The sequence below is a fragment of the Pelatocladus sp. genome (assembly GCF_059505505.1).
The window spans coordinates 40,065-63,685 of sequence record NZ_JCACKS010000219.1 but is presented as its reverse complement, the minus strand read 5'-3'; the positions used below and the strand labels follow the sequence as shown (position 1 = coordinate 63,685).

Genomic DNA, 23,621 nt, shown 5'->3' with positions numbered 1-23,621 from the left:
TCGTTTGAGTGTTATTAAAAAAATGCACTTGAAGTAATTCTAACTGCTTGGTATTTTATGCTGTCAACCATACCCACTGAAACTAAATCAAGAACAAAATCAGTCTCAGTGACAAATGTACTAAAGAGCAGCTACGTAGTTGATACAGTCAAGCGACTATGCTGCTGTGGAATAGATGCTTGTACTGATCGTGGGGATGGAAAATGAGATCAGGAGTAATTTACTCCCATTAAATCACTAATTTCCAATATCCAACCCCCTTTTTCATGTTTTCTGGTGTACGCAGTTCACTAACAACAACTGATTGAGAACCAGGATACCATGCTGCTAGTTATGTTGGTTAAAACTCTTGGTTAAGTACTAGTATTAGCTTTGATTGGCTTTGAGTAATAGAGGCATAGATACATAAACTAATTTGCGCTAAAGTGTCAAGAGCTTTCGCATTAGCAGTAAACTGGATCTCTGTTCATCAACACAGGTTCGATTTCAAGCTGACAAAGCCTTGTGGGTAATTTTCCTCCCAATTAGGAATAACCCATCATACGAGAAGTGTGACGTCTGTGTGTAGAAGCAAGAAGTAAAAAAATATTAGCAGAAAGCAAATAGAGACAAAGCATGAAAGTTACCCAGGAAAAACTCCCCTCCAGTCAAATCGGTCTGGAAATAGAGATTACACCAGAAAAAACCAAGCAAACCTACGAACAAGTTATCCAAAACTTAAGCCGTTCTGCCAACATTCCTGGGTTTCGTAAAGGCAAGGTGCCACGGCAGATACTGCTACAGCGCCTGGGTACAACTCGAATCAAGGCAGCAGCGCTAGAAGAACTTATTCAAGATGGCATTACAGAAGCTGTTAAACAAGAAGATATCCAGGCGATCGGGCAACCACAATTACGTTCATCATTTGATGACTTGATTAATAATTATGAACCTGGTAAACCCTTGACTTTTTCGGCTGCTGTTGATGTGTCACCAGAAGTCAACTTGACTCAGTACACTGATTTGGAAATCAAAGCAGAAGAAATCAAGTACGATCCCGAAAAAGTAGACCAAGTTCTAGAAAATGAACGTCAACAAATGGCAACATTGATTCCTGTAGAAGGACGCCCAGCACAACTGGGCGATATTGCCGTAGTTGACTTTAAAGGCGTGATCGCCAAAACTGAAGGTGATGATGAAGCAGCCGAACCGGAAGCAATACCTGGCGGCGAAGCAACTGATTTTCAGGTAGAGTTACAGGAAGATAAATTTATTCCTGGTTTTATCACAGGCATCCTCGGAATGAACCCCACAGAAACCAAAGAAATTTCTGCTACTTTTCCCGATCCCTATACCAATGAAGATTTAGCCGGAAAACCAGCTATTTTCACCGTCACTCTCAAAGAAATTAAAGAAAAAGAACTGCCAGAGTTGAATGATGACTTCGCCAAAGACATCAGTGATCATGAGACTTTAGCTGAATTACGGACTTCCCTGGAAGAGAGATTCCAAAAAGAAGCCGAACAAAAAACCAAAGGAAATAAGCAGGAAGCCTTGTTGAATGAACTGCTTCAGCATGTAGAAATTGACTTACCAGAAACAATGATTGATCGGGAAGTCGATAACATGCTTACTCAAACAGCTATGCGTCTTGCACAACAAGGGTTAGATGTCAAGAAATTTTTTACTGCCGATATTATTCCGCAATTACGTCAGCGTTCTCGTGATGAAGCGATCGAACGTCTCCAACGCACCCTAGCCCTTGAAGAAATCGGCAAACGCGAGTCTATCGAAGTTACTGATGAAGAGGTCGCCACCAGAATAGAAGAACTCTCTGAACAGTTATCTGGGCAAGATTATGATCCAGAGCGACTGCAAGAGTATGTCAAAGACGAACTGCTAACCGAAAAAACTATCGACTGGCTGCTGGAACATGCAAAAGTTGAACTCTTACCCGAAGGTTCTTTGAGTGCAGAAGAATCTCCAACAGAAGAAACAGACGAAAGCGAAGAACAAACCATCACCATAGATGCTGAAGCTACAGCAGTCACAGAGGAAGCCTCAACAGAAGCAGAATAAATTTAGGGAGCAGAGATAGGGGATTCAGAGATTGGGAATTAGGATCAGGGATGCTTAACAAAATTCAACAATCAATCCCTATCCCTATCCCCTCTCCCTATCCTCAATCCCCGATCCTCTCTCACCTAGATTCATCCTGTATTCACACGAGAAGAAATTATATGAGGCATAATGGTTAACACATACCTAAAAAAAAACCATTCGCTCATCACAGGCAGCATATGCTGTCTTGCCCACTGTTACTGTTACATTTAAAGTCAAACATTTGTCTGTATGCTTGTATCGCAGTCGGGAAATTACCCAATCAGCAGTTTAAGTCCATTTGAAATTCGCACCCAAAACGGTCCGAGTAACATCGTGCCGATGGTGGTAGAGCAATCTGGCATGGGAGAACGAGCCTTTGATATCTACTCCCGCCTACTGCGAGAACGAATTATTTTTTTGGGAACGCCAATAGACGATACGATCGCTAACTCGATAGTTGCTCAGTTGCTGTTCCTAGACGCTGAAGATTCAGAAAAAGATATTCAGCTATATATTAATTCTCCTGGTGGCTCAGTATATGCGGGCATGGCAATATATGATACAATCCAACAAATTCGTCCAGATGTTGTGACCATTTGTTTTGGATTAGCCGCGAGCATGGGAGCATTTTTACTAACAGCCGGAACTGCGGGTAAACGTATGTCTTTACCTGATTCGCGGATTATGATTCACCAACCTCTTGGTGGTGCTCAAGGTCAAGCAATTGACATAGAAATTCAAGCAAGGGAAATTCTTTACATTAAAGCAAAGTTGAATCAGTTACTGTCACACCATACTGGTCAACCATTAGAAAGAATAGAAGCCGATACTGAACGGGACTTTTTCATGTCGGCTGAAGAGGCCAAAAATTATGGATTGATCGATCAGGTCATCACCAGGCAAAATCTTCCCGCAGCAGGGGAAAACGTCACCATTCTGAAATAAGAGGCTGGTATGTCTAAGTACGACTCCCATTTAAAATGTTCGTTTTGTGGTAAGTCTCAGGAGCAGGTGCGTAAATTAATCGCTGGACCGGGAGTCTATATCTGCGATGAATGCGTTGACTTGTGTAATGAAATCCTAGACGAGGAGTTGCTCGACACAAATAGCGCGGCGTCTCAACCAACACAAAAATCAGAAGATCCTCAAAAACGCCGTGTCCGCTCCTCCAATCTCTCGTTAAACCAAATCCCTAAACCGCGAGAGATTAAGAATTATCTAGACGAACATGTGATAGGGCAAGACGAAGCCAAAAAAGTACTATCAGTAGCCGTTTACAATCACTATAAGCGACTGGCGATCATTCAGTCCAAAAACAATGGCAAAAGTGGAACCGATGATCCTGTTGAGCTACAGAAGTCCAATATTCTGTTGATTGGCCCTACTGGTTGTGGCAAAACTCTGCTCGCTCAGACTTTGGCCAAAATTCTGGATGTGCCGTTTGCTGTTGCTGACGCGACTACCCTGACAGAAGCGGGGTATGTGGGCGAAGATGTAGAAAATATTTTGTTGCGACTGCTGCAAGTAGCAGATTTGGATGTCGAAGAAGCGCAACGGGGAATTATTTATATCGACGAAATCGATAAAATTGCTCGTAAGAGTGAAAACCCTTCGATTACAAGGGATGTGTCTGGTGAAGGTGTACAGCAAGCTTTGCTGAAAATGCTGGAAGGAACAGTTGCTAACGTACCTCCTCAAGGCGGACGCAAGCACCCCTATCAAGACTGTATCCAGATTGACACCAGTAATATTTTGTTCATCTGCGGCGGTGCTTTTGTTGGCTTAGAAAAAGTTGTAGATCAGAGAACTGGCAAAAAGTCAATAGGCTTTGTGCAACCAGGAGAAGGTCAAACGAAAGAAAAACGCGCAGCAGATACTTTGCGGTATTTGGAACCGGATGATTTAGTTAAATTTGGCATGATTCCAGAATTTATTGGACGTGTGCCAATGGTAGCAGTGGTAGATCCACTAGATGAAGAAGCGTTGATGGCTATCTTGACTCAACCACGTAGTGCCTTAGTCAAGCAGTACCAGAAACTACTGAAAATGGACAACGTTCAGCTGGACTTTAAAGCAGAAGCTTTGCGAGCGATCGCCCAAGAAGCATATCGCCGCAAAACTGGTGCAAGGGCGCTGCGGGGTATTGTTGAAGAACTAATGCTCGATGTCATGTATGAATTACCGTCCCGTAAGGACGTGACTCGCTGCACTGTCACACGGGAAATGGTAGAGAAGCGTTCCACAGCTGAACTATTAGTGCATCCTTCTTCCCTACCCAAGCCAGAATCAGCGTAAACTAAGAATCCGGGGACACGGCGACAAGGTGACACAGGGACAGAATATACAGAATGTTCTAACCCTCTTCATCTCCCAATTTCCCCACTTCCCCCTACTCCTCACCACCTCCTCCTGGAGATGCCTTACATTAATATCCGTGGCGTAGAACATTATTACGAATGGATACGAGAACCATCCATTATTTCTCAACCCAAACCAGTGATGATTTTTGTGCATGGTTGGGCTGGTTCTGGTCGATACTGGCAAAGTACTGCCGCAACATTGGTTGAAAAATTCGATTGTCTGCTTTATGATTTACGCGGGTTCGGGCGTTCCCGTGGTAAGCCGACTGCTGTCACTAAAGCTAGTGAAGCCGTTGTTGAGTCCGATTCGCCGTCAGAAGAATCACAAGCAGTTACAGAATTAACTTATGAATTAGAAGAATACGCGGATGACTTAGCAGCGTTGTTAGATTCGTTACAGGTTCAACGCGCTTATATTCATGCTCATTCGATGGGCGCTTCCATCGCGACTCTATTTCTCAACCGCTATCCAGAACGAGTGGAAAAAGCAATTCTTACCTGTAGCGGTATTTTTGAATACGACGAGAAAGCGTTCACAGCCTTTCATAAATTCGGTGGCTACGTTGTCAAATTCCGCCCTCAATGGTTGGGAAAAATACCGTTAGTAGACAGGATGTTCATTGCACGATTTTTGCATCGCCCCATACCAGCACCAGAAAGGCGAGCTTTTTTACAAGATTTTCTCGTTGCTGATTATGATGCAGCTTTAGGTACAATTTTTACTTCTGTCAGTAAAGCTGCTGCTGAGTTAATGCCGCAGGAATTTACTAAGATCATTGTACCGACGCTGCTAGTGTCAGGAGAATATGACAAAATTATTCCTGCTGAGATGGGACGTCAAGCAGCAAAACTGAATCAAGCAATTGAATATGTGATGATTCCCAAGACAGCGCATTTCCCCATGTTGGAAGATGCACCAACTTACTTAAAAAGGGTACAAGAATTTTTATCAATGGTTAATGGTTAACACTCTTACCAGATAAAAATGCCTCTGTTTTCCAAGCTTCTCAAAGTGGAGAAAGTAGGCGATCGCTCTGTTGTTACGAGGGTTAAAATGAACTCTTAGACAAGTTAATGGTCAATAGTCATTTGTCATCTGCTACTAACCACTAACCACTAACTAACTTAAACCCAATTCTCTTTTGAGCAAATTAATCGATGTAGTACCGATATAATTTTCACCACACATGAGTTTGGGTGGACGAATAATATCTTCAGCACAGTTGTGTAAAGCTACTTGTGCCGCAGCAAAACTAGGTTTGTCTGTGCTAAAAATTACCTGCGCCCGCTTGACCATTGCTTGAAGTTTATAACTATCTTTTGGTTGTGAAGTCATTACGAGTATTTCATCTCCCCGTAGACCGTGGAGAATAACTTCTGCGGCTCGAAGCCAGCCAGAACTTAGACTGACTATACCAATACAACTGTCTTTTGGAAGGTTTTTCAAAATATTGAACTCTTTGGCGTAGTCTTGGATATCCAGAGGAATCACCCGTACTGCTTTCGGAGCTGCAATTACTTCTACTTCACCGATAAAATATCGACTGGTAACAACTGTAGCAGAGGAGGTTTTCTCAAGTACAACAGGCAATTCTTCCATTGTGACTAGCTGTACTGGTATTTTGAGATTTTGTTCTAATTCATACACCATCAATTCTCCTGCACCAATGTCACCAGCAGGAACCGCTACCAACACCCGCGCACTACAACGCAAGCGCCAGTCAATTTCCGCGAGAAATATTTCTCGTGCTTGGTTGAGTGAACAGCCATGAGACAGCAACTCATCAAGTGCTTGTTGGACAACCTTGTATGCTTCGGGATCTTCTTTGAGAATTGGTGATTGCAGTTTACTACCACCTTCATGACCTTGGGCGCGGACGTAAATACCTGAACCAGCAAGACTTTCTACGAGTCCGTCATCTTCGAGTTGGCGGTAAACCTTGCTAATGGTATTACGATGCAGCCCAGTTTGCATAGCCAGCGCCCGTGTACTCGGTAACTTGTACCCAGGGGGATATTGGCGAGATGCGATCGCAAATCTGATTTGATTAAACAGCTGATTTGATGCAGGAATTTCACTGTCTGGCTGAATACGGAACTGAATCATCACCAAGCCTCCAAAGTTGCTGGTACAAAAAGGTAGAAGGCTACAAGGTTTATATACTTTGTTTTTTACCCTGTTTTACTGCATAGTAATTTTTACCACGCTGCATTATTAGCATTCTGTAACCAGCTACAAATTTTACTTGTTAAATATTCTATTTATAGATTCAAATTATTTGAGGGAAATTTATAGTACATTCGTTGCCAGTAGTTAATAATTTGATTTGGGATAGTTTAGAGATATTTGCATAGGTATATCTATAGATATATCTAAATCATACATAGTACTGGTAAAAATTGTTATGGTACGAGCAATTGACACCGCAAAAGTTAATCTTTCGCAAGCTGATTTCGAGATAGCTACTTACATAGCCCAGCCTCAAGAACCAGGCTCTTATCCAGGAGTTATAGTCTTGCAAGAAATTTTTGGAGTGAACTCGCATATCCGCGATGTTACAGAACGTATTGCTCGTGAAGGTTATGTAGCGATCGCCCCTGCGCTGTTTGAACGTGTCGCCCCTGCTTTTGAAACAGGTTACACACCAGCAGATATAGAAGTGGGTAGAGTCTACGCTTGGGAACAAAGCCAAGCATCAGAACTACTCAGTGATATTCAAAGAACGATTGACTACCTCAAAACTCTACCACAAGTAAAACAAGATGGTTTTGGTTGTATAGGTTTCTGCTTTGGCGGCCATGTTGCTTATCTTGCTGCTACTCTCCCAGATATCAAAGCTACTGCTTCCTTCTACGGCGCACGTATTGCTAACGCCACACCAGGAGGCGGCGATGCTACTATCACTCGTACAAAAGATATTCCAGGAACTCTCTACGCTTTCTTTGGTATGGAAGACGCCAGTATTCCTACTAAACAGGTAAACCAAATAGAAGCAGAGTTAGAAAAATATAAAATTCCTCATCGCGTGTTTCGCTACGATGGAGCTGATCACGGATTTTTCTGTGACCAACGTGCCAGCTATAATCCAATAGCTGCGGCTGATGCTTGGGAACAGGTAAAACAACTGTTTGCACAACAGCTACAACAATAGTCAATGGTTAAGGGGAGCCACTGCGTTGCGCGGGTTCCCCGCGTTGTAGCACGTGGCGTTCAATGGTCAAGGGTCATTAAAAACTCTGAACTATTGACTATGGACTCTGGACTATTGACTAATTAACAATTTGTCTGCACAACTCATGAATTCTGAAACTAAACTTTCTCAAAAAGCCAATTCATCTTTTTCAATGGACGATTTTGCTAAAGCGCTGGAAAAACATGATTACCAGTTTCAAAAAGGACAGGTAGTACATGGGAAAGTGTTCCAGTTAGACCCAGATGGCGCTTATGTAGACATTGGTGGTAAATCGTCTGCCTTTATTCCTCGTGAAGAGGCTGCTTTGAGAAATGTAACAGATTTGTCAGAGGTACTGCCACTCAATGAGGAATTAGAATTTTTAATCATTCGCGATCAAGACGCAGAAGGCCAAGTTACACTTTCGCGGCGACAATTAGAAATTAAACATATTTGGGAACGACTAGCCCAAATGCGTGATAATTCTCAGACAGTGGAAGTCCGGGTATTCAATGTTAATAAAGGCGGTGTTACTGTTGATATTCTGGGTTTACGGGGATTTATTCCGCGATCGCACCTGCTAGAACGTAATAATTTAGAATCCCTCAAAGGACAAACTCTGACTGTTAGTTTTTTAGAAATTGATCGCAATAATAAAAAACTTATACTTTCCCAGCGTTTGGCAACTCGTTCTGCTAGCTTCAGTACTTTTGAACTAGGTCAGTTAGTAGAAGGGAAAATTAGTGGTATCAGACCCTTTGGTGTATTTGTAGATATAGATGGCGTTAGCGCTTTACTTCACATCAAGCAGATTACTCAGAAATTTATTGACAATCTCGAAAAAGTATTCCAAGTCGGTCAGTCAATCAAAGCCGTAATTATTGACTTAGATGAAGGAAAAAATCGGGTTGCTCTTTCCACTAGAGTCTTAGAAAACTTCCCTGGGGAAATGTTAGAAAACATGGATGAAGTCATGGCAAGTGCTGAAGCACGTGCAGAAAGAGCCAGGAAAAAAATTACTGAATAGTTTGGTTAGTGGTTAGCGGTAGTCCTTTCAAGGTGGATAGAAAAAGAACCATTATCTTAAGTTAAGAAAATATATTTTCTCTTTGTGTCTCTGTATTTTGGTGTTGAAAAAGTAATTTTTTTCAACACCAAAACACTAAGACACCAAGAAATTTTCATTTTCTAAATTTACACCTTGAAAGATCTGGTGGTTAGGAGTTAGTGGTTAGTGGTTGTTTTTTAACTAAGTAGGTAGGTGTAATTAAAGATAAAATAAAACCTCACCCTGCCTCCGGCTTCCCTCTCCTTACTAAGGAGAGGGATTGAGGGTGAGGTTTTATATTTAATTTGACCCACTTACTTAACAAATTTTTTTGGAGTATTTCCCAGCTTTCTTGATTAAATGCAAATTTAATTGACTCTACTAAATCACTCCAACTTTTCAACGTAGGTTCTGAAGGGGCTTGGGAAGCTTCACCTGCAAAAAACTTTGCCCACCATTGAGGTGCTTGCTTTCTATATTCAGGGTTGAAATTTTTTCGCCAACGCCTGCGCCATTTGGCTGTTTCTGCTTGGGTTGGTGGGCGGACTCCCAGAATTGGCGGAAAATCTGCATAACTCACAAACTTACTCACACCCTTACCATGAACGTAAACCATATAGCGCCAGCATTCTACTACATAAATATTTTCTGGCTTGATATTCAACATCAAGCAAACAGCTTCTTCGGTGACAAATCTGGCTAATGGGTTGATGGTTCTTGACTTGTGGACAATTTTTGACTCACGGATGACAATCGCTTTTGGTGTGGTTAATGATAACATATAGACAAATCCTTTTGAGATGGATACATCCAAATTCCTTGGCGGATAACTTGTTACGGATGGTGTATCTGTTTGAAGAAGAGATTTAATTTAATGGAAAAGCGATCGCCCTTCAGTTTCCTACGCCGGGGGGAGATCGTTTTTTAATTTAAAGTGTAATAATTAAACGATATAATCTCATCGTTTGTCAAGAGAAAAAATGGGGCTAATTAGGCTACGGATTAGGGAATTTGCAGGTGAAAAAGGTTGGACGCTCAAGGATGTCTCTGACTATTCGGGAGTAGCCTATAGTTCAGTCAGAGCCTACGCGCGATCGCGAGGGCTAGCAATGGTAGATTTTACCTCAATTTTGAAAATGGCGCGTGCATTAGATGTGATGATTGAAGACTTAGTTGAAGTAGTAGAAGAGTAGGAAAAGTTACTATACAACAAAACTGGTACTAGATGCGATCGCGGATTTTTTCCTTAATATTTAGCATTCGGTTAATGGGACTGTTACTTTCAGCCCTAGCGTTGTGGGTATTTGCTCAAATCGCCGACGAAGTTCTCGAACAAGAAACTCAAAGGTTCGACCAAAGCATTTTACTAGCAATTCGGCAGATGCATACACCCATAGGCGATCGCGTAATGCTGGGTATCACTTTTTTGGGTGAACCAGTATTTTTGCTGCTGATTTGTTTGGGAATAGCAATCAGATTACTCTATATTCACCGTCGTTCGCAAGCAACTACTTTGGGTATTGCCGCAGTTGGTGCGATCGGCTTAAATTATTTAATAAAAGTGTTATTTGGTAGAGTACGCCCGCAATTGTGGAATCGTATCGTTGACGTCGGTCAATACAGCTTTCCTAGCGGTCATGCGATGATTTCATTAGTAATTTATGGTTTCATTGGCTATTTAATCGCAAAGCGATATCGTCGTTGGCGAGCATGGATTTTTACATTCACCATGATCTTAATTATAGCAATTGGTTTTAGTCGGCTTTATCTTGGCGTACACTGGCCGACTGATGTGATCGCTGGTTACGCGGCGGGTGTAGTCTGGTTGATGACTTGTATACTGAGTTTGGAAACGTGGCGAATATACAGGAAGTCGGGTAGACGTTCAACATCAAATGAGTAAAATCAGCAACCAATAAAAGTGTGAGGATAGCATGACTATACGGCAATTTCAGGGAAAAAAATACTTTGCGGTGCAGATTAGCTTATTGCGCGATCGCCAAGCTTTTCTAGAAGAAATTCGTCAAAGAACGAGATTAGAAACCAAAGCTAGTTCTCTGCTCATTACTAGTTCAATTTTCTTTGCTCTTTATGGTGCGATTATTGGTGCATCTCATAGTTGGATGCAAGCATTATCTGCTGCTATCAAATTGCCAATCTTATACTTATTAACGCTAATTATTTGTCTACCAACTTTGTACTTTTTTAATGTTTTATTTGGTTCTCGTAGTACTATTCAACAGCATTTGGTAGTCTTGCTCACAGCTATGTCTGTGATTAGTGTTCTGCTTTTTAGTTTGGCTCCAGTCACACTATTTTTCCTAATCACAGCTCCCGATTCTTACCAATTTTTTAAACTTTTGAATGTGTTCATTTTTGTGATTACAGGCTCTTTTGGTGTTAAATTTCTTTATGAAGGAATGCAGTTACTTTCCCAACAAGATGAGGTTGGTAAAGGAACTCGCACTACTATTTTAAGATCCTGGTTGTTGCTTTATGCCTTTGTTGGTATGCAGCTAGGATGGACTCTCAGACCTTTTTTTGGTGATCCTAAAGCTAATTTTGAATTGTTTCGGTCGGTACGAGGTGGTAGTATTTATCTCGATATTATCGCGGCGATTTCAGAAATATTGGGTTTTCGTTAAACACAGTGGTAATGCATCTACCCTACTGTATTTGATTTTAATCAATTTTCATTTGTGAAAAAAGACATTTGCGATCGCACTTTTCGTTTCTCAATTCGCATAGTCAAATTGTGCCAGTTTCTTGATGACAAACAGGGGTAGAATAAGCACAAGCTCGCAACTTTTAATTTTTAATTGTTAAGCGGAGAGGGTGGGATTCGAACCCACGGATGCTTTCACATCACTCGATTTCAAGTCGAGCGCATTCGACCACTCTGCCACCTCTCCAAAAAAAGCTGCCGAACTCTATTCGTCAGCCGTCAGCTAAAAAAGCTGACCAGTAAGTAATCATAACTCAAATTCATGCAGTTTGCACTACTGAACGGGATTTTTCATACAAAATTTCCTCAGAAGCTACTTTATAGCCATTAGCAACCCAGATACTAGAGGCTTGGGAAACTACTCCATCTTCTAGCAGCACAATCGAAAAATTCCGCAGTTTTTGACCATCACTATCCACAATTCTCGGTACACTTGCCGCATTTAAGTAAACTGTCCCCTCTGGACTGGTAAACACGCGCTTTCGCAACACTTTCTTCGTGTGTCGTAACGTCTGGTGCATATGACCAAATGTCACCAGAGGAACCATTTTACCAGCAGTGAGAGTTAGAGATATCGCCTCAGCTAAATCAGGATCGCCAAAATCACCGCCGATAGGGTGCCAATCTTTACCACAGGGGTCTTCTGGGCGATCGCCTAACCCAGAAGGTCCATTGTGACCTAAAAAAATAATTGTCTCATAAGCAGCCTTTTTGACTGCTGCAAAAATCCTGACGGCGGACTCATCGAGATCGGTGACACCATAGCGTTCTTTGCAGATGTCAGCAAATCGCCACTCCGGCCCACCCCAAGTAAAGGGGCGTCCCCCCACCACTGTCAAGTTAAAAGCAGGAATATCTAGTTTCCTATAACCAACATGGGCTTCACCTAATAAATTTAGCTGTTCCTGTACCCAATCTTCTTTAGAACGGTCGTAGGGACACTTTTTTCGTCCCCATTCTGTGGCAGTGTACCATGCATCGTGGTTTCCCATCACTGCTGCCTTGGGAATATCAAGGGATGCGATCGCTCTGACCACTTCTACCGACTCATTACCAAAATCTCCGACAAACAGCACTAAGTCAACACCAAGATGCTTGAGTGCATTCCCATCCTCCACTTCCCATTGATCGTGAACATCTCCAACTACAGCGATTTTCAAAGTTTTTAAACTAGTTGTCTGACTGGTCATGCCACTTTCCTTGCCATATGCTTCCAGGATAGGCAATCTATAACGATTTTGGCATAACTCCCAAAATTGTCTTATGATTTCACCTGATAATTGTTCACTGACAACTAATAACTCTATAAGAGGAAGGGGAAGAGGCTGCCATCGGCTTCCCCTTCCCCTCAGTATGATTATCATCCCAACAATTTTTGCATTTGCTTTACTCCCACCAACGTATTCGCGCATAAAATCCCAGACGCTGCTACCGCAGGTACACCAATTCCTGGCATAGTACTATCACCTACACGATACAAACCCTGTATGGGTGTGTGGGTTCCCGGAAACATACCCTTACCTGCTGCGATCGCAGGACCGTAGGTTCCCTGATATCTTCGTAAATAATAACCATGAGTTAGAGGCGTACCAATCAGTTCTAAAACCACACGCTCCTTAATATCTGGGATAATTTTCTCTAAGGCGCGATACAAAGTTTCTGCTTTTTCCTGTTTCTTGTGTTCATACCCATCGTTGCGTTCCCATCCGGTATGAGGCTCTAGGGTGTAAGCATGGACTACATGGTGTCCTTCAGGCGCAAGTTTTGCATCCCAAACGCTAGGAATTGATATCATGCAAGTATTCCCTGGTGTGATGATATCTTTATTGGCGTCGTGAACTACTACATGATGTCCCGTTAAATTTTCTAAACCATCGGCACGAATCCCTAAATGTAAATGCATAAAACTTTCGACTGTGGGTGTAGCCAAAGCTGCTCGGCGATCAGATGGGGGTAAGTCATCAGAATCTAATAATTGAGTATAGGTATCCCAAATACTGGCATTAGAAATTACTATAGGTGCTTGCAGGATAGATTGCGATCGCAACCGTACACCTACAACTTTTCCTGCTTCCACCAAAATTTGCTCGACATGACACCCCAACAGCAACTTACCACCCCACCGTTCTAGCCCCCGCACTAAAGCATTGACAATCGCCCCACTTCCACCCACAGGATACTCAACACCAGCACGAGTACGTTCACCCAACATAAAAGCTACTTCTGGTGCAATTGTCCCGTGTGCTTTTAAACCTGATAATAAAAAACATTCCAGGTCAATCAATCGTCTGACCCAAGGATCTCTGACAGTAGCATCCATCACGCTACCCACAGAAGCCTGAACAAGTAAGAGATTGGGTAACATTTTTAACATAGATGATAAATAACGCCCCAGCAGCAGAGGAAGTAATTGCCAATCTGCTCTGAGCGCCAGAGTCGGAATACCCTTCATCGCATCATACAAAGGCAAGAGGCGGCGTTCAAAATTTTCTAATTCCTTTGCACCGACAGGAGTAATTTTAGCTACTTCATCACGATAGCGATCGCCATCACTATAAACTGCCAAAGTCCCTTCGGGAAAATGGTAATGTCCTAATGGGTCATAGCGTATGGCTGCAACAGATTCGCCAATTGCATCTAGAACTTGTTTGAGAGGATTCAAACTCTGGATGTCGGTTAAACCACAGTAAAATGAAGGGCCAGAATCAAACTCAAATCCCCGACGTCTAAAATTATGAGCAGCACCACCAGCAAGTGTGTGACTTTCGCAGACAATGACGCGTTTACCATAACGCGCAAGTAAGGCCGCAGCACACAACCCACCAATACCGCTACCTATGACGATGACATCATATTTGTCTTTTGTCATTTGTCATTTGTCCTTTGTCTCTTGTCTAATACTAATAACAAATGACCAATCACCCTTGATTATTGACCAATGACTAATGACGAACCATTAATCGAACTAAAAGGTATTTCTAAATCCTTTGGTGATAATAAAGTATTAGATAACGTGGATTTGAGGATCTATCGGGGAGAAGCATTAGGAGTAATTGGGCCTAGTGGTACTGGTAAATCAACAATTCTACGTATAATTGCGGGTTTAATTGCTCCTGATGCTGGAGAAATTATTGTGCAAGGTGTGCGCCGAGAAGGATTGATTGAAGATGCAGCCGATCCAGTAGGTATTGGTATGGTGTTTCAACAGGCGGCATTATTTGATTCACTAACAGTAGATGAAAATGTTGGGTTCTTTCTCTATCAAAACTCAAAATTGCCGCGATCGCGCGTTCATGAACTAGTTGAGGAAAAATTAGAGATGGTGGGTTTACCAGGAATAAGCGATCGCTATCCTGCGGAACTATCTGGAGGGATGCGAAAACGGGTAAGTTTTGCTCGTGCAATTATGTCTAACCCGGAAAATACCAAAGAAGGACCAGAGGTTTTACTATACGATGAACCCACGGCTGGACTCGACCCCATCGCCTCAACAGTAATCGAAGATTTAATCCGACAATTGCGATCAACACAAGGAGTCTGTAGCACCTACGCAATTGTCACTCACCAAGAAAGCACCATCCGCAGAACAGCAGATAGGCTAATATTTCTCTATCACGGTACAGTACAGTGGCAAGGTACAGTCAGTGAACTAGACCACACAGATAATCCTTTAATCAGACAATTTATGAGTGGAAGTATATCTGGACCAATTCAAGTCGCAGGATGAGAGGAGCGGGGACAAGGAGGACATGGGGGACATGGGGGACATGGGGGACAAGGGGGACAAGGGGGAATTATTTACCAAGTCTCTTCCCAATGACCAATGACCAATGACTAATGACTAATAACAACCAACAAACCACAACCTAATCTAAAATCTAAAAATCTGAGAAGGAGGATAAAAAATGCGATCGCGCACTTTTCGAGAAGGTTCTGTGGGTTTACTACTCCTCGTTGGAGTGGGTGTGTTTGGAATAATTATCCTCTGGTTAACAAGATTTACTGCTGCTGCGAGTTCATACAAAGCTTTTGTTGAATTTGCTAATGCTGGTGGGATGCAAAAAGGAGCTGTTGTTCGCTTTCGTGGCGTCAAAGTCGGCAATATTTCTTCAATCCGACCAAGACCGAACAATGTAGAAGTAGAAATCGAAATTGCCAATCCTAACCTGATTATCCCCCGTGATGTCAAAGTAGAAGCTAATCAATCCGGTCTGATTAACGAAAGCATTATTGACATTACACCTAAATCACCATTACCAAGTGGTACGATTGCTAAACCATTAGATAAAGATTGCGATCCGAGTCTCATCGTTTGTAATGGTTCACGGTTAAAAGGTCAAATTGGTATTAGTTTGGATGAGTTAATTCGTAGTAGTACTGTTTTTGCCAATCTTTATACTCAGCCTCAAATCTACGATAATCTCAACAATACATTAGTAAATGCTTCAAAAGCAGCTGGTCAAGTAGTTGTTCTTAGCCGCGATCTTTCCAACTTGACAAAAAGTACGCAAAAACAACTAAGTGGTTTGTCAACTGCTACAAATTCAGTGGCAAATGCAGCCGATAAAATCACCGCATCTGCTACTAAAACAACTAGTCAATTTAGTGATACAGCTAGTGCCTTTAGTACCACAGCAAAGGATCTCAGCCTCACAGCAAATCAAGCAAGTCAACTGATCAAAAATCTGGATACCCTGCTCACAAGTAATCGTTCTTCACTGGTTGGCACTTTAAATAATATTACTGCAACTACAACGGAACTCAGAACTACAGTTAGTAGCTTATCACCAACTCTCAATCGCTTGACGCAAGGAGAGTTAGTTCAAAATTTAGAAACACTATCTGCAAATGCAGCACAAGCCTCAGCTAATTTGCGGGATGCTAGCCAAGCGCTTAACAATCCTAATAATATTTTGGTGCTGCAACAAACTCTAGATTCTGCCAGAGTAACATTTGAAAACGTCGAAAAAATCACATCTGATTTAGATGAATTGACTGGTGATCCAGCTTTTCGAGAAAATGTCAAGCAGCTAGTAAATGGTTTAGGTAAATTACTGTCTTCCACTCAACAAATAGAGCAACAAATTGAAGTTGCATCTACACTCGATGCAGTCAAAACAGCCGTAAAAAATCCCAAAGCAACAACATTAACAACAAACAAAAATCAGCACAAAAACAAAAATCAACCAAATATTGAGTTTAATCTTTCACCCACAACACTGATGAGTGCAAGCAAAGAAATTCAACCAACAGCAATTGAGTTTAGTACCTCAGAATCTCAAGAAAAACTATTGCATAAATTACGTGAATATAGTAAAAATAGGGGGTCAGGGATCGGAGATCGGGGGCAAGGAGGAGAAAGAGGAGAAGGAAGATATGGGGAACACGAGGGACAATAAATGTAAATGTTAATACCCAAGTCCCCACTCCCCAATGACTAATTCCAATCTTGCTCATCTTTTTTAGAGCGACTTTGATAAATTCCACCAACAGCGTGAATAGCGCGAGTTTTGTCAAATAGCTTTGCTTCAGTGAGACCCCACTGTTGTAGTATTTTATCCAAGTCGCTTTGAATGTCTCTTGCACCGGGAAAGCCGTTATAACGAATTCGCAATCTAGCTAATTCTGCCAAATTGTACTCTGTCGCCTCACCAGCTAGTAAACTTTCCACAATCGAGCGATCGCGATTATATAAAGGATGTTGTTGATCTTTGTTCATAAATATTTACTTTAGTTGTCATTGGTCATTCGTCATTGGTCATTGGGAAGAGACTTGGTAAATAATTCCCCCTTGTCCCCAATCCCCAATCCCTAATCCGCTATCCCCAATCCCCTATCCCCAAAAAGACGGCTACCCTACCTAAAATCTTACGGCTCTCCTCACTGCCGTTAAACTTAAAATAAAGATACATTGTCTTTAAGAAAAGTAGACAACAAGTTCAGGTGAGGGTGAAATTGATTCTACCCAAAGCCCAAGCAGCAAGGGAGCAAAACCCGCTATGTTTGAACATTTCACTTCCGAAGCTATTAAAGTAGTTATGCTCGCTCAGGAGGAAGCCAGAAGACTGGGTCACAACTTCGTAGGAACTGAACAAATTCTCCTGGGTTTGCTGGGAGAAGGAAATGGGGTTGCTGCCAAAGTGCTGACTGAATTGGGCGTTACTCTCAAAGAAGCACGTCGCGAAGTCGAAAGAATTATTGGTCGGGGTTCTGGCTATTTACCACCAGAAATTCCTTTTACTCCGAAAGTAAAAACTTTATTCGAGCAATCATTTAAAGAAGCTCGTGGTTTAGGACATAACTATATTGGTACTGAACACTTACTGTTAGGATTAACTGAGGCAGGGGAAGGAGTTGCTGCCAAGGTACTACAAAATTTGGGGGTTGACCTCAACAATATCCGCAGCACAGTTATTCGTATATTAGGTGAAGTCACACCGACGACTGTAGGTGCTAGTAGCAGTCCTAGACGAACACAAAATTTAAGTTTAGAAGAATTTGGGAGAAATCTGACCAAATTAGCACAAGAAGGTAAGCTCGACCCTGTAGTTGGTCGTGATAAAGAAATTGAGCGTGCTATCCAGATTCTTGGTCGTCGCACGAAAAACAACCCCGTATTGATCGGTGAACCGGGAGTTGGTAAAACTGCAATCGCTGAAGGTTTAGCACAACGCATTCACAACCAAGATGTCCCCGATATTTTGCAAGACAAGCAAGTTATCAGTCTTGATATGGGGTCAGTCGTAGCAGGTACTCGCTTCCGTGGCGATTTTGAAGAACGCTTGAAGAAAATCATGGACGAAATCCGCACTGTGGGTAATATCGTCCTGGTGATCGATGAAATTCACACCCTCGTTGGTGCTGGTGGTATAGAAGGTGGCATGGATGCTGCTAATATACTCAAACCCGCATTAGCCAGGGGTGAACTCCAGTGCATTGGTGCAACTACCCTTGATGAGTATCGTCAGCATATCGAACGTGATGCTGCACTAGAGCGTCGTTTCCAACCGATTATGGTTGGTGAACCTTCGGTAGAAGACACAATTGAGATTCTCCAAGGCTTGCGTTCAGTTTACGAACAACACCATAGAGTGGAAATTACTGACCAAGCATTGGTTGCAGCCGCTAATTTATCTGATCGTTATATTAGCGATCGCTTCTTACCAGATAAAGCTATCGATTTGATTGATGAAGCTGGTAGCCGTGTGCGTCTGCGGAGTTCGATGGTTTGTGCGAATCGCGAAATCAAGCGCCAATTGACTGCTGTTATTAAAATTAAAGACGAAGCCGTCAGAACGCAAGATTTTGACAAAGCTGGAGAATTGCGCGATCGCGAGTTGGAACTCGAAACTCAATTGGCAGATTCACAAACTGACAAATCTGTCAATACCCTCGTCGTTGACGAAGAAGATATCGCTCAAATTGTTGCCTCTTGGACTGGCGTACCAGTCAACAAATTGACTGAATCTGAGTCTGAGATGTTGCTGCACTTAGAAGATACCCTGCATCAGCGCCTTATTGGTCAAGAGCAAGCAGTTACGGCTGTATCCCGTGCAATTCGTCGCGCCCGTGTCGGCTTAAAGAATCCGAATCGACCGATCGCTAGCTTTATTTTCTCTGGGCCTACGGGAGTTGGTAAGACAGAATTGGCTAAGTCCTTAGCAGCTTACTTCTTCGGTTCTGAAGAAGCCATGATTCGTCTGGATATGTCAGAGTTCATGGAACGCCACACCGTCTCCAAGCTGATTGGTTCGCCTCCTGGTTTTGTCGGATACGATGAAGGTGGACAATTGACCGAAGCTGTCCGACGCAGACCATACACAGTGTTGCTGTTCGACGAAATCGAGAAAGCACACCCCGATGTATTCAATATGCTGCTGCAAATGTTGGATGACGGTCATCTCACTGATGCTAAAGGTCGTAAAGTAGACTTCAAGAACACTCTGATTATCTTGACTTCTAATATTGGTTCACGAGTGATCGAAAAAGGTGGTGGCGGTTTAGGCTTCCAGTTCAACGAAGACGAAGCCGAAGCAAGTTACAACCGGATTCGTAACTTGGTGAACGAAGAAATGAAGAACTATTTCCGTCCAGAATTCCTCAACCGTCTTGATGAGATTATTGTCTTCACTCAACTCAAGAAAGAAGAAGTCAAGCAAATCGCTGAGATTATGCTCAAAGAAGTTGCTGGCCGTTTAACGGAAAAAGGTATCACTTTAGAAGTGAGCGATCGCTTCAAAGAGCGCGTACTTCAAGAAGGTTACAACCCCAGCTACGGTGCTAGACCCTTACGTCGGGCGATTATGAATCTTTTAGAAGATTCTCTAGCAGAAGCATTGTTGTCTGGTCAAATTGGTGAAGGTGATACAGCCATTGTCGATGTTGATGATGATGGACAAGTCACAATCAACAAATCAGAAACCAGAGAGTTCATGTTGGCGAATGTAGGCTAATATTTATACATTCACATTGTTGCGCTAACATTATTGAAAAAGACTGTCGCTCCTATGTAGCCTAAAGGAGCGATTTTGATAAGCCTCTGGCAATATTGGGTGAAATGGTGATTTTAAGAACCCCTAGTCATGGTACTGGGGTTTTTTTTGTGAGTAAAGCAAGTTTGGTTAATTGTTAATTGTAGAAAGTTAAAAAACAAAAAGAATTGATTTAGAGAAACTACAAAAAAAGATAAAAAGGGAAGAGGATAAGGTTAAAAAGTTACTCAAAGAAATAAAACAAGAGAATTTTGAGAATCCAGAGCAAGCTCAATATAAGATAAAAGGAATCAACAAGAAGCTGAATTTATATTTTTTGCTGCTTAGATAAACTCAATATTATCAGGAGAATCTTCTCGATGTGATTCTGATTATTTAATATTTAATTAGTAGATTTTTTTTGTTGTAATTGTACTAGTTTTTGTCTCTTTGTCGGCTGTAATATTTTCGTGTTTCACTTTGAAGTGCTGAATATGGGATCTAAAAGGAGAAAGTTTTCTGAGTGCAATACAAAACAGATTATTGTTGAAATATATTCAGTAAAAATACGATCAGGAATCTGTCAAGCCCTCATAATAACTTTGTATTAAAAATATTCATCTTTATAGAAACTTTAAAAAAAGATACCAGTAATGGCAGACAAATCAATGTTAAATCTCATAAAATATGAATAATCAATTACAGAGCAACCTCTATTAATGTTCATCGTAAGTTTAGATTGACCAAAGATATATTATCTTGTTAACAGCAAAATAAAAACTTTGATCTAATAGCAATCTATCTATTATTTAGGTACAAACTAGTACATGACGGCGCAAATAAAGTTACCATACCCTGCGGGAAGCCGCTCAGTGTCTACAAAACAGCCATAAAGCTCAAAATAAAAGCCTTTTGACTTTTGACTTCTGCCTGCGGTACTAGTCCCCAATTCATCCTCATTTTGAAAGAAGATGGATAGCGCAAAAAAGCAACGCTATCAGACTGCTATGGTATCCACTTATTACCCGGACACAAGTTTTCTTGACTATATTGTCATGCGAGACGGAACTGAGCAATCCTGTAGCTCGGATATCCTTACACAATTGTTGAGTAGAAAAGTTTTCATTGTTAACAGTCGAAGACGAAATGGTTTGATACTGTTTAAACGCTACCATACAGAGTTTGCCGGTCCAGGAGCAGCTGTTGGTGGCGATTATGATTATGATTGTCAAAAAGTATTACCTATAGGAAATTTATCTTTATTAACTCCTGAAACAAATGAAGAGCGACAGAAGGCTTATTTAATAAGGCGACAGTGGATTCGGCTCATCAAACAGATTACAGAAAACCCTGTTCCTAGTCAGCGAGTTCAAAAGATTCTTGATCAATTTGAACAGTATTTTCCACTTGAGATGGTGGAAAATTTGCCAGATGAAGCATTTGCATTATTAGTGGGTGTTTTACCACAAACGGTTTCCATAGTACGCCGCTTAGGCAATGATGTAGATACTAGACTGATTTATTGAGCTCGTTCAGATTTGAGGTCTGGAAAGCAGTTTATAATCGATTCAGCATGTGGGTATTTTCCTAAGAAATTTCTACGGTAAGTTGCAAAATAGCCGGATTGCCTGCCAAATTTCTGCTATGACATTAGCTAAGGCGTGATCACTGTCTAATTCCACTAACTCTACCCAAGGACGTGATTTGGCAAAGTCGCGACTGGCTTGAATTGGGATAACCTCATCATTTTTTCCATGCAGGATGAGAGTAGGAATAGGGCGCTGTAATACTTCTTCTTGATATTGAGTCGCATCTGTGATGAAATCATAACTTAAAGGTTGCGATCGCTCTTCGCCATAGTGATAAACCATTAAATACTTTTCTTGTTGCCAAAGCTGGACTTGTGCATCTCCTAACTGCGCTAACCAGTGAGATAAAAAGCCAAAGGCGGGTGCTAGTAAAACGAGTCGCTGCACCTGGGGGTATTGTTGTGCTGTGTAGGCAGCTGTTAAACCACCTAGACTAGAACCAATGAGAATTACTGGTGCAGCTTGAGACGCAGATGGTTCTATGTTTTGTTTTCCATCTGCTAATATTATTGACCCTACTTGATGAATTTGGCGAGTAATTGTCAAGTGAGAAAAATCACCAAAATTCAAATCAGGAATATTCAACTTGATTTTGGATTCGGCAAAGCGATCGCGTATGTAGCGAGCTTTGGCAGAATTGGGATTAGAAGCAAAACCATGAAGATAGATAAACTGATTCACTATCAAGCTTTTGTGGGGGTTGGGGATTAAGGACAAGGGAGAAAAGGTAGACAAGGAAGAAATTTCTCCCAATGTCCAATGCTCAACAAGCTAACAATTAGCGCATAGTGACAAATTCTTCAGCTGCTGTAGGATGAATACCAACGGTGGCGTCAAAATCTTTTTTGGTTGCGCCCATGTTAACAGCGATCGCCACACCTTGAATTATCTCACCTGCATTTTCTCCTACCATGTGAGCGCCTAACACTTTGTCAGTTTTGGCATCTACTACCAATTTCATCATGGTTCTTTCTTGAGCGCCTGTTAAACTGTGAAATAAAGGACGGAAACGAGTACGGTATATTTTAACTCCATCGTCTCCCAGCTTTTCCCAGGCTTGAGCTTCTGTGAGACCAACTGTTGCTGCTTCCGGTGTAGAAAAGACAGCAGTCGGGACATTTTCGTGACTAAATACACGACGATTACCACTAAATTCACTATCTGCAAACGCCCGCCCTTCACCAATGGCGACAGGGGTTAAATTCATACGATCAGTAACATCACCGACGGCAAAAATATTTTCTTGTGAAGTTTGACTGTATTCGTTCACAGTGATCGCATCCATTGTGTTATATCCGGGACCTTCGATGGAAGTACAACACGTTTCTACTCCAGCTTGTTCCAGACCTAGCTCTTCCACATTGGGGGTACGGCCAGTTGCTACCAAAAACACATCAGCAATTACAGATTCTTCCTGATTTCCAGACAAATTGATTTTGTAACCTTCTGGAACTTTTTCCACTGCTTCCGCTATATGATTCTGGATAATTTTAATACCGTGGTTGGTCATCCCCTCTTGAATATTGCTACGAATGTCTTCATCAAAACCATTGAGAATAAGGTCTTTACGGACAATTTGGGTGACTTCGCATCCCAAACCACGCATAATACAAGCAAACTCTGTGCCAATATAACCAGCACCAATAATCACTATGTGCTTAGGTTTTTCTTGGAGATGAAACATTTCGTTGGAGGTGATACCATATTCCATCCCCGGTAAATCAGGTTTGACGGGACGACCACCAACAGCAATTAAAATTTTATCGGCGGTGACTTTACGCCCATTCACTTCGATAGTGTGCTGATCTAAAAGAGTAGCACGACTGGGAATAAGTTCTACCCCAGCTTTTTCCAAAAAACCAATATGTAGTTGGGAAAGTCGTTTGACTTCCTTATCAATTGCTGTAATAAAATATTCCCAGTCTAATTCTGCTTTGCCTACCTTCCAGCCATAGCCTGCTGCATCATGGAATAATGCTGGAAAATGGGAACTATAGACCATTAATTTTTTGGGAATGCAGCCACGAATCACACAAGTACCACCGACTAAACTTTCTTCGGCGATCGCCACTTTTGCACCGTAGCTAGCAGTACGCTTAGAAGCTGCTAATCCTCCAGAACCAGCACCAATGACAAACAGGTCGTAATCGTAGGTCATAAATTTAGATGTCTT

General features: G+C 41.8%; 20 protein-coding genes and 1 tRNA gene. 13 read left to right on the top strand and 8 right to left on the bottom strand.

The features are described 5' to 3' along the window. Window positions 1-615: 615 nt before the first annotated feature. From tig to AC5JMK_RS19940, 4 genes are all read left to right on the top strand, one after another. Complete coding sequence (gene tig, locus AC5JMK_RS19955) at window positions 616-2,058, top strand: trigger factor (RefSeq protein ID WP_495910873.1); 1,443 nt, start codon at window positions 616-618, stop codon at window positions 2,056-2,058. A 273-nt stretch (window positions 2,059-2,331) separates the two neighbouring features. Further along, entirely contained in the window at window positions 2,332-3,027 is a 696-nt protein-coding gene (gene clpP, locus AC5JMK_RS19950; RefSeq protein WP_495910872.1) for an ATP-dependent Clp endopeptidase proteolytic subunit ClpP, read from the top strand. A 9-nt stretch (window positions 3,028-3,036) separates the two neighbouring features. Next, entirely contained in the window at window positions 3,037-4,377 is a 1,341-nt protein-coding gene (clpX, locus tag AC5JMK_RS19945) for an ATP-dependent protease ATP-binding subunit ClpX (RefSeq protein ID WP_096673814.1), read from the top strand. Between the two features lie 120 nt (window positions 4,378-4,497). After that, on the top strand, window positions 4,498-5,409 hold the full coding sequence (locus AC5JMK_RS19940; protein WP_096673817.1) for an alpha/beta fold hydrolase: 912 nt from the start codon (window positions 4,498-4,500) through the stop codon (window positions 5,407-5,409). A gap of 153 nt (window positions 5,410-5,562) precedes the next feature. Here AC5JMK_RS19940 and AC5JMK_RS19935 read toward each other — a convergent pair whose 3' ends face one another. Then, entirely contained in the window at window positions 5,563-6,549 is a 987-nt protein-coding gene (locus AC5JMK_RS19935; RefSeq protein WP_026722870.1) for a GntR family transcriptional regulator, read from the bottom strand. 298 nt (window positions 6,550-6,847) lie between these two features. Between AC5JMK_RS19935 and AC5JMK_RS19930 the strand changes: the two genes are divergently transcribed. After that, window positions 6,848-7,594, top strand: a complete 747-nt coding sequence (locus tag AC5JMK_RS19930; RefSeq protein ID WP_096673820.1) for a dienelactone hydrolase family protein — start codon at window positions 6,848-6,850, stop codon at window positions 7,592-7,594. A 145-nt stretch (window positions 7,595-7,739) separates the two neighbouring features. Next, window positions 7,740-8,642 carry a S1 RNA-binding domain-containing protein gene (locus AC5JMK_RS19925; RefSeq protein ID WP_495910871.1) on the top strand — a complete coding sequence of 301 codons (903 nt, stop codon included), beginning with the start codon at window positions 7,740-7,742 and terminating at the stop codon, window positions 8,640-8,642. 259 nt (window positions 8,643-8,901) lie between these two features. Here AC5JMK_RS19925 and AC5JMK_RS19920 read toward each other — a convergent pair whose 3' ends face one another. Beyond that, on the bottom strand, window positions 8,902-9,444 hold the full coding sequence (locus AC5JMK_RS19920) for a hypothetical protein (RefSeq protein ID WP_495910870.1): 543 nt from the start codon (window positions 9,442-9,444) through the stop codon (window positions 8,902-8,904). Window positions 9,445-9,643: 199 nt separating this feature from the next. Between AC5JMK_RS19920 and AC5JMK_RS19915 the strand changes: the two genes are divergently transcribed. The 3 genes from AC5JMK_RS19915 to AC5JMK_RS19905 are packed head-to-tail and all read left to right on the top strand — an operon-like array spanning window position 9,644 to window position 11,308. Then, window positions 9,644-9,856 (top strand): helix-turn-helix domain-containing protein, encoded by a 213-nt coding sequence (locus tag AC5JMK_RS19915; protein WP_096673824.1) that lies wholly within the window; start codon window positions 9,644-9,646, stop codon window positions 9,854-9,856. Window positions 9,857-9,888: 32 nt separating this feature from the next. Then, on the top strand, window positions 9,889-10,566 hold the full coding sequence (locus tag AC5JMK_RS19910; RefSeq protein ID WP_495910869.1) for a phosphatase PAP2 family protein: 678 nt from the start codon (window positions 9,889-9,891) through the stop codon (window positions 10,564-10,566). Between the two features lie 31 nt (window positions 10,567-10,597). Then, on the top strand, window positions 10,598-11,308 hold the full coding sequence (locus AC5JMK_RS19905) for an actin-binding WH2 domain-containing protein (RefSeq protein WP_096673826.1): 711 nt from the start codon (window positions 10,598-10,600) through the stop codon (window positions 11,306-11,308). A gap of 182 nt (window positions 11,309-11,490) precedes the next feature. Here the strand turns inward: AC5JMK_RS19905 and AC5JMK_RS19900 are convergent. From AC5JMK_RS19900 to AC5JMK_RS19890, 3 genes are all read right to left on the bottom strand, one after another. After that, window positions 11,491-11,575: transfer RNA gene (locus AC5JMK_RS19900), tRNA-Ser, on the bottom strand. Between the two features lie 73 nt (window positions 11,576-11,648). Further along, window positions 11,649-12,578, bottom strand: coding sequence for a TIGR04168 family protein (locus tag AC5JMK_RS19895; protein WP_495910868.1), 930 nt, complete (start codon window positions 12,576-12,578; stop codon window positions 11,649-11,651). Window positions 12,579-12,748: 170 nt separating this feature from the next. Continuing rightward, window positions 12,749-14,257 (bottom strand): phytoene desaturase family protein, encoded by a 1,509-nt coding sequence (locus AC5JMK_RS19890; RefSeq protein WP_096673828.1) that lies wholly within the window; start codon window positions 14,255-14,257, stop codon window positions 12,749-12,751. Window positions 14,258-14,326: 69 nt separating this feature from the next. Between AC5JMK_RS19890 and AC5JMK_RS19885 the strand changes: the two genes are divergently transcribed. Together AC5JMK_RS19885 and AC5JMK_RS19880 are read left to right on the top strand one after the other, a co-directional pair. Beyond that, the gene (locus AC5JMK_RS19885) at window positions 14,327-15,115 is read left to right on the top strand and encodes an ABC transporter ATP-binding protein (protein WP_096673831.1); all 789 of its coding nucleotides are present in this window, start codon (window positions 14,327-14,329) and stop codon (window positions 15,113-15,115) included. A 178-nt stretch (window positions 15,116-15,293) separates the two neighbouring features. After that, on the top strand, window positions 15,294-16,787 hold the full coding sequence (locus AC5JMK_RS19880) for an MlaD family protein (protein ID WP_495910867.1): 1,494 nt from the start codon (window positions 15,294-15,296) through the stop codon (window positions 16,785-16,787). Between the two features lie 38 nt (window positions 16,788-16,825). Here AC5JMK_RS19880 and AC5JMK_RS19875 read toward each other — a convergent pair whose 3' ends face one another. Continuing rightward, the gene (locus tag AC5JMK_RS19875; RefSeq protein ID WP_096673840.1) at window positions 16,826-17,107 is read right to left on the bottom strand and encodes a DUF3288 family protein; all 282 of its coding nucleotides are present in this window, start codon (window positions 17,105-17,107) and stop codon (window positions 16,826-16,828) included. Between the two features lie 280 nt (window positions 17,108-17,387). Between AC5JMK_RS19875 and AC5JMK_RS19870 the strand changes: the two genes are divergently transcribed. Both AC5JMK_RS19870 and AC5JMK_RS19865 read left to right on the top strand, forming a co-directional pair. Beyond that, window positions 17,388-19,841 (top strand): ATP-dependent Clp protease ATP-binding subunit, encoded by a 2,454-nt coding sequence (locus AC5JMK_RS19870; RefSeq protein ID WP_495910866.1) that lies wholly within the window; start codon window positions 17,388-17,390, stop codon window positions 19,839-19,841. Between the two features lie 989 nt (window positions 19,842-20,830). Next, complete coding sequence (locus tag AC5JMK_RS19865; protein ID WP_096673846.1) at window positions 20,831-21,385, top strand: hypothetical protein; 555 nt, start codon at window positions 20,831-20,833, stop codon at window positions 21,383-21,385. Between the two features lie 72 nt (window positions 21,386-21,457). On the opposite strand, the gene AC5JMK_RS19860 is transcribed toward AC5JMK_RS19865, so the two are convergent. After that, window positions 21,458-22,132 carry a YqiA/YcfP family alpha/beta fold hydrolase gene (locus tag AC5JMK_RS19860; RefSeq protein WP_495910886.1) on the bottom strand — a complete coding sequence of 225 codons (675 nt, stop codon included), beginning with the start codon at window positions 22,130-22,132 and terminating at the stop codon, window positions 21,458-21,460. A 94-nt stretch (window positions 22,133-22,226) separates the two neighbouring features. Next, on the bottom strand, window positions 22,227-23,606 hold the full coding sequence (gene gor, locus AC5JMK_RS19855; protein WP_096673849.1) for a glutathione-disulfide reductase: 1,380 nt from the start codon (window positions 23,604-23,606) through the stop codon (window positions 22,227-22,229). Between the last annotated feature and the right edge of the window lie 15 nt (window positions 23,607-23,621).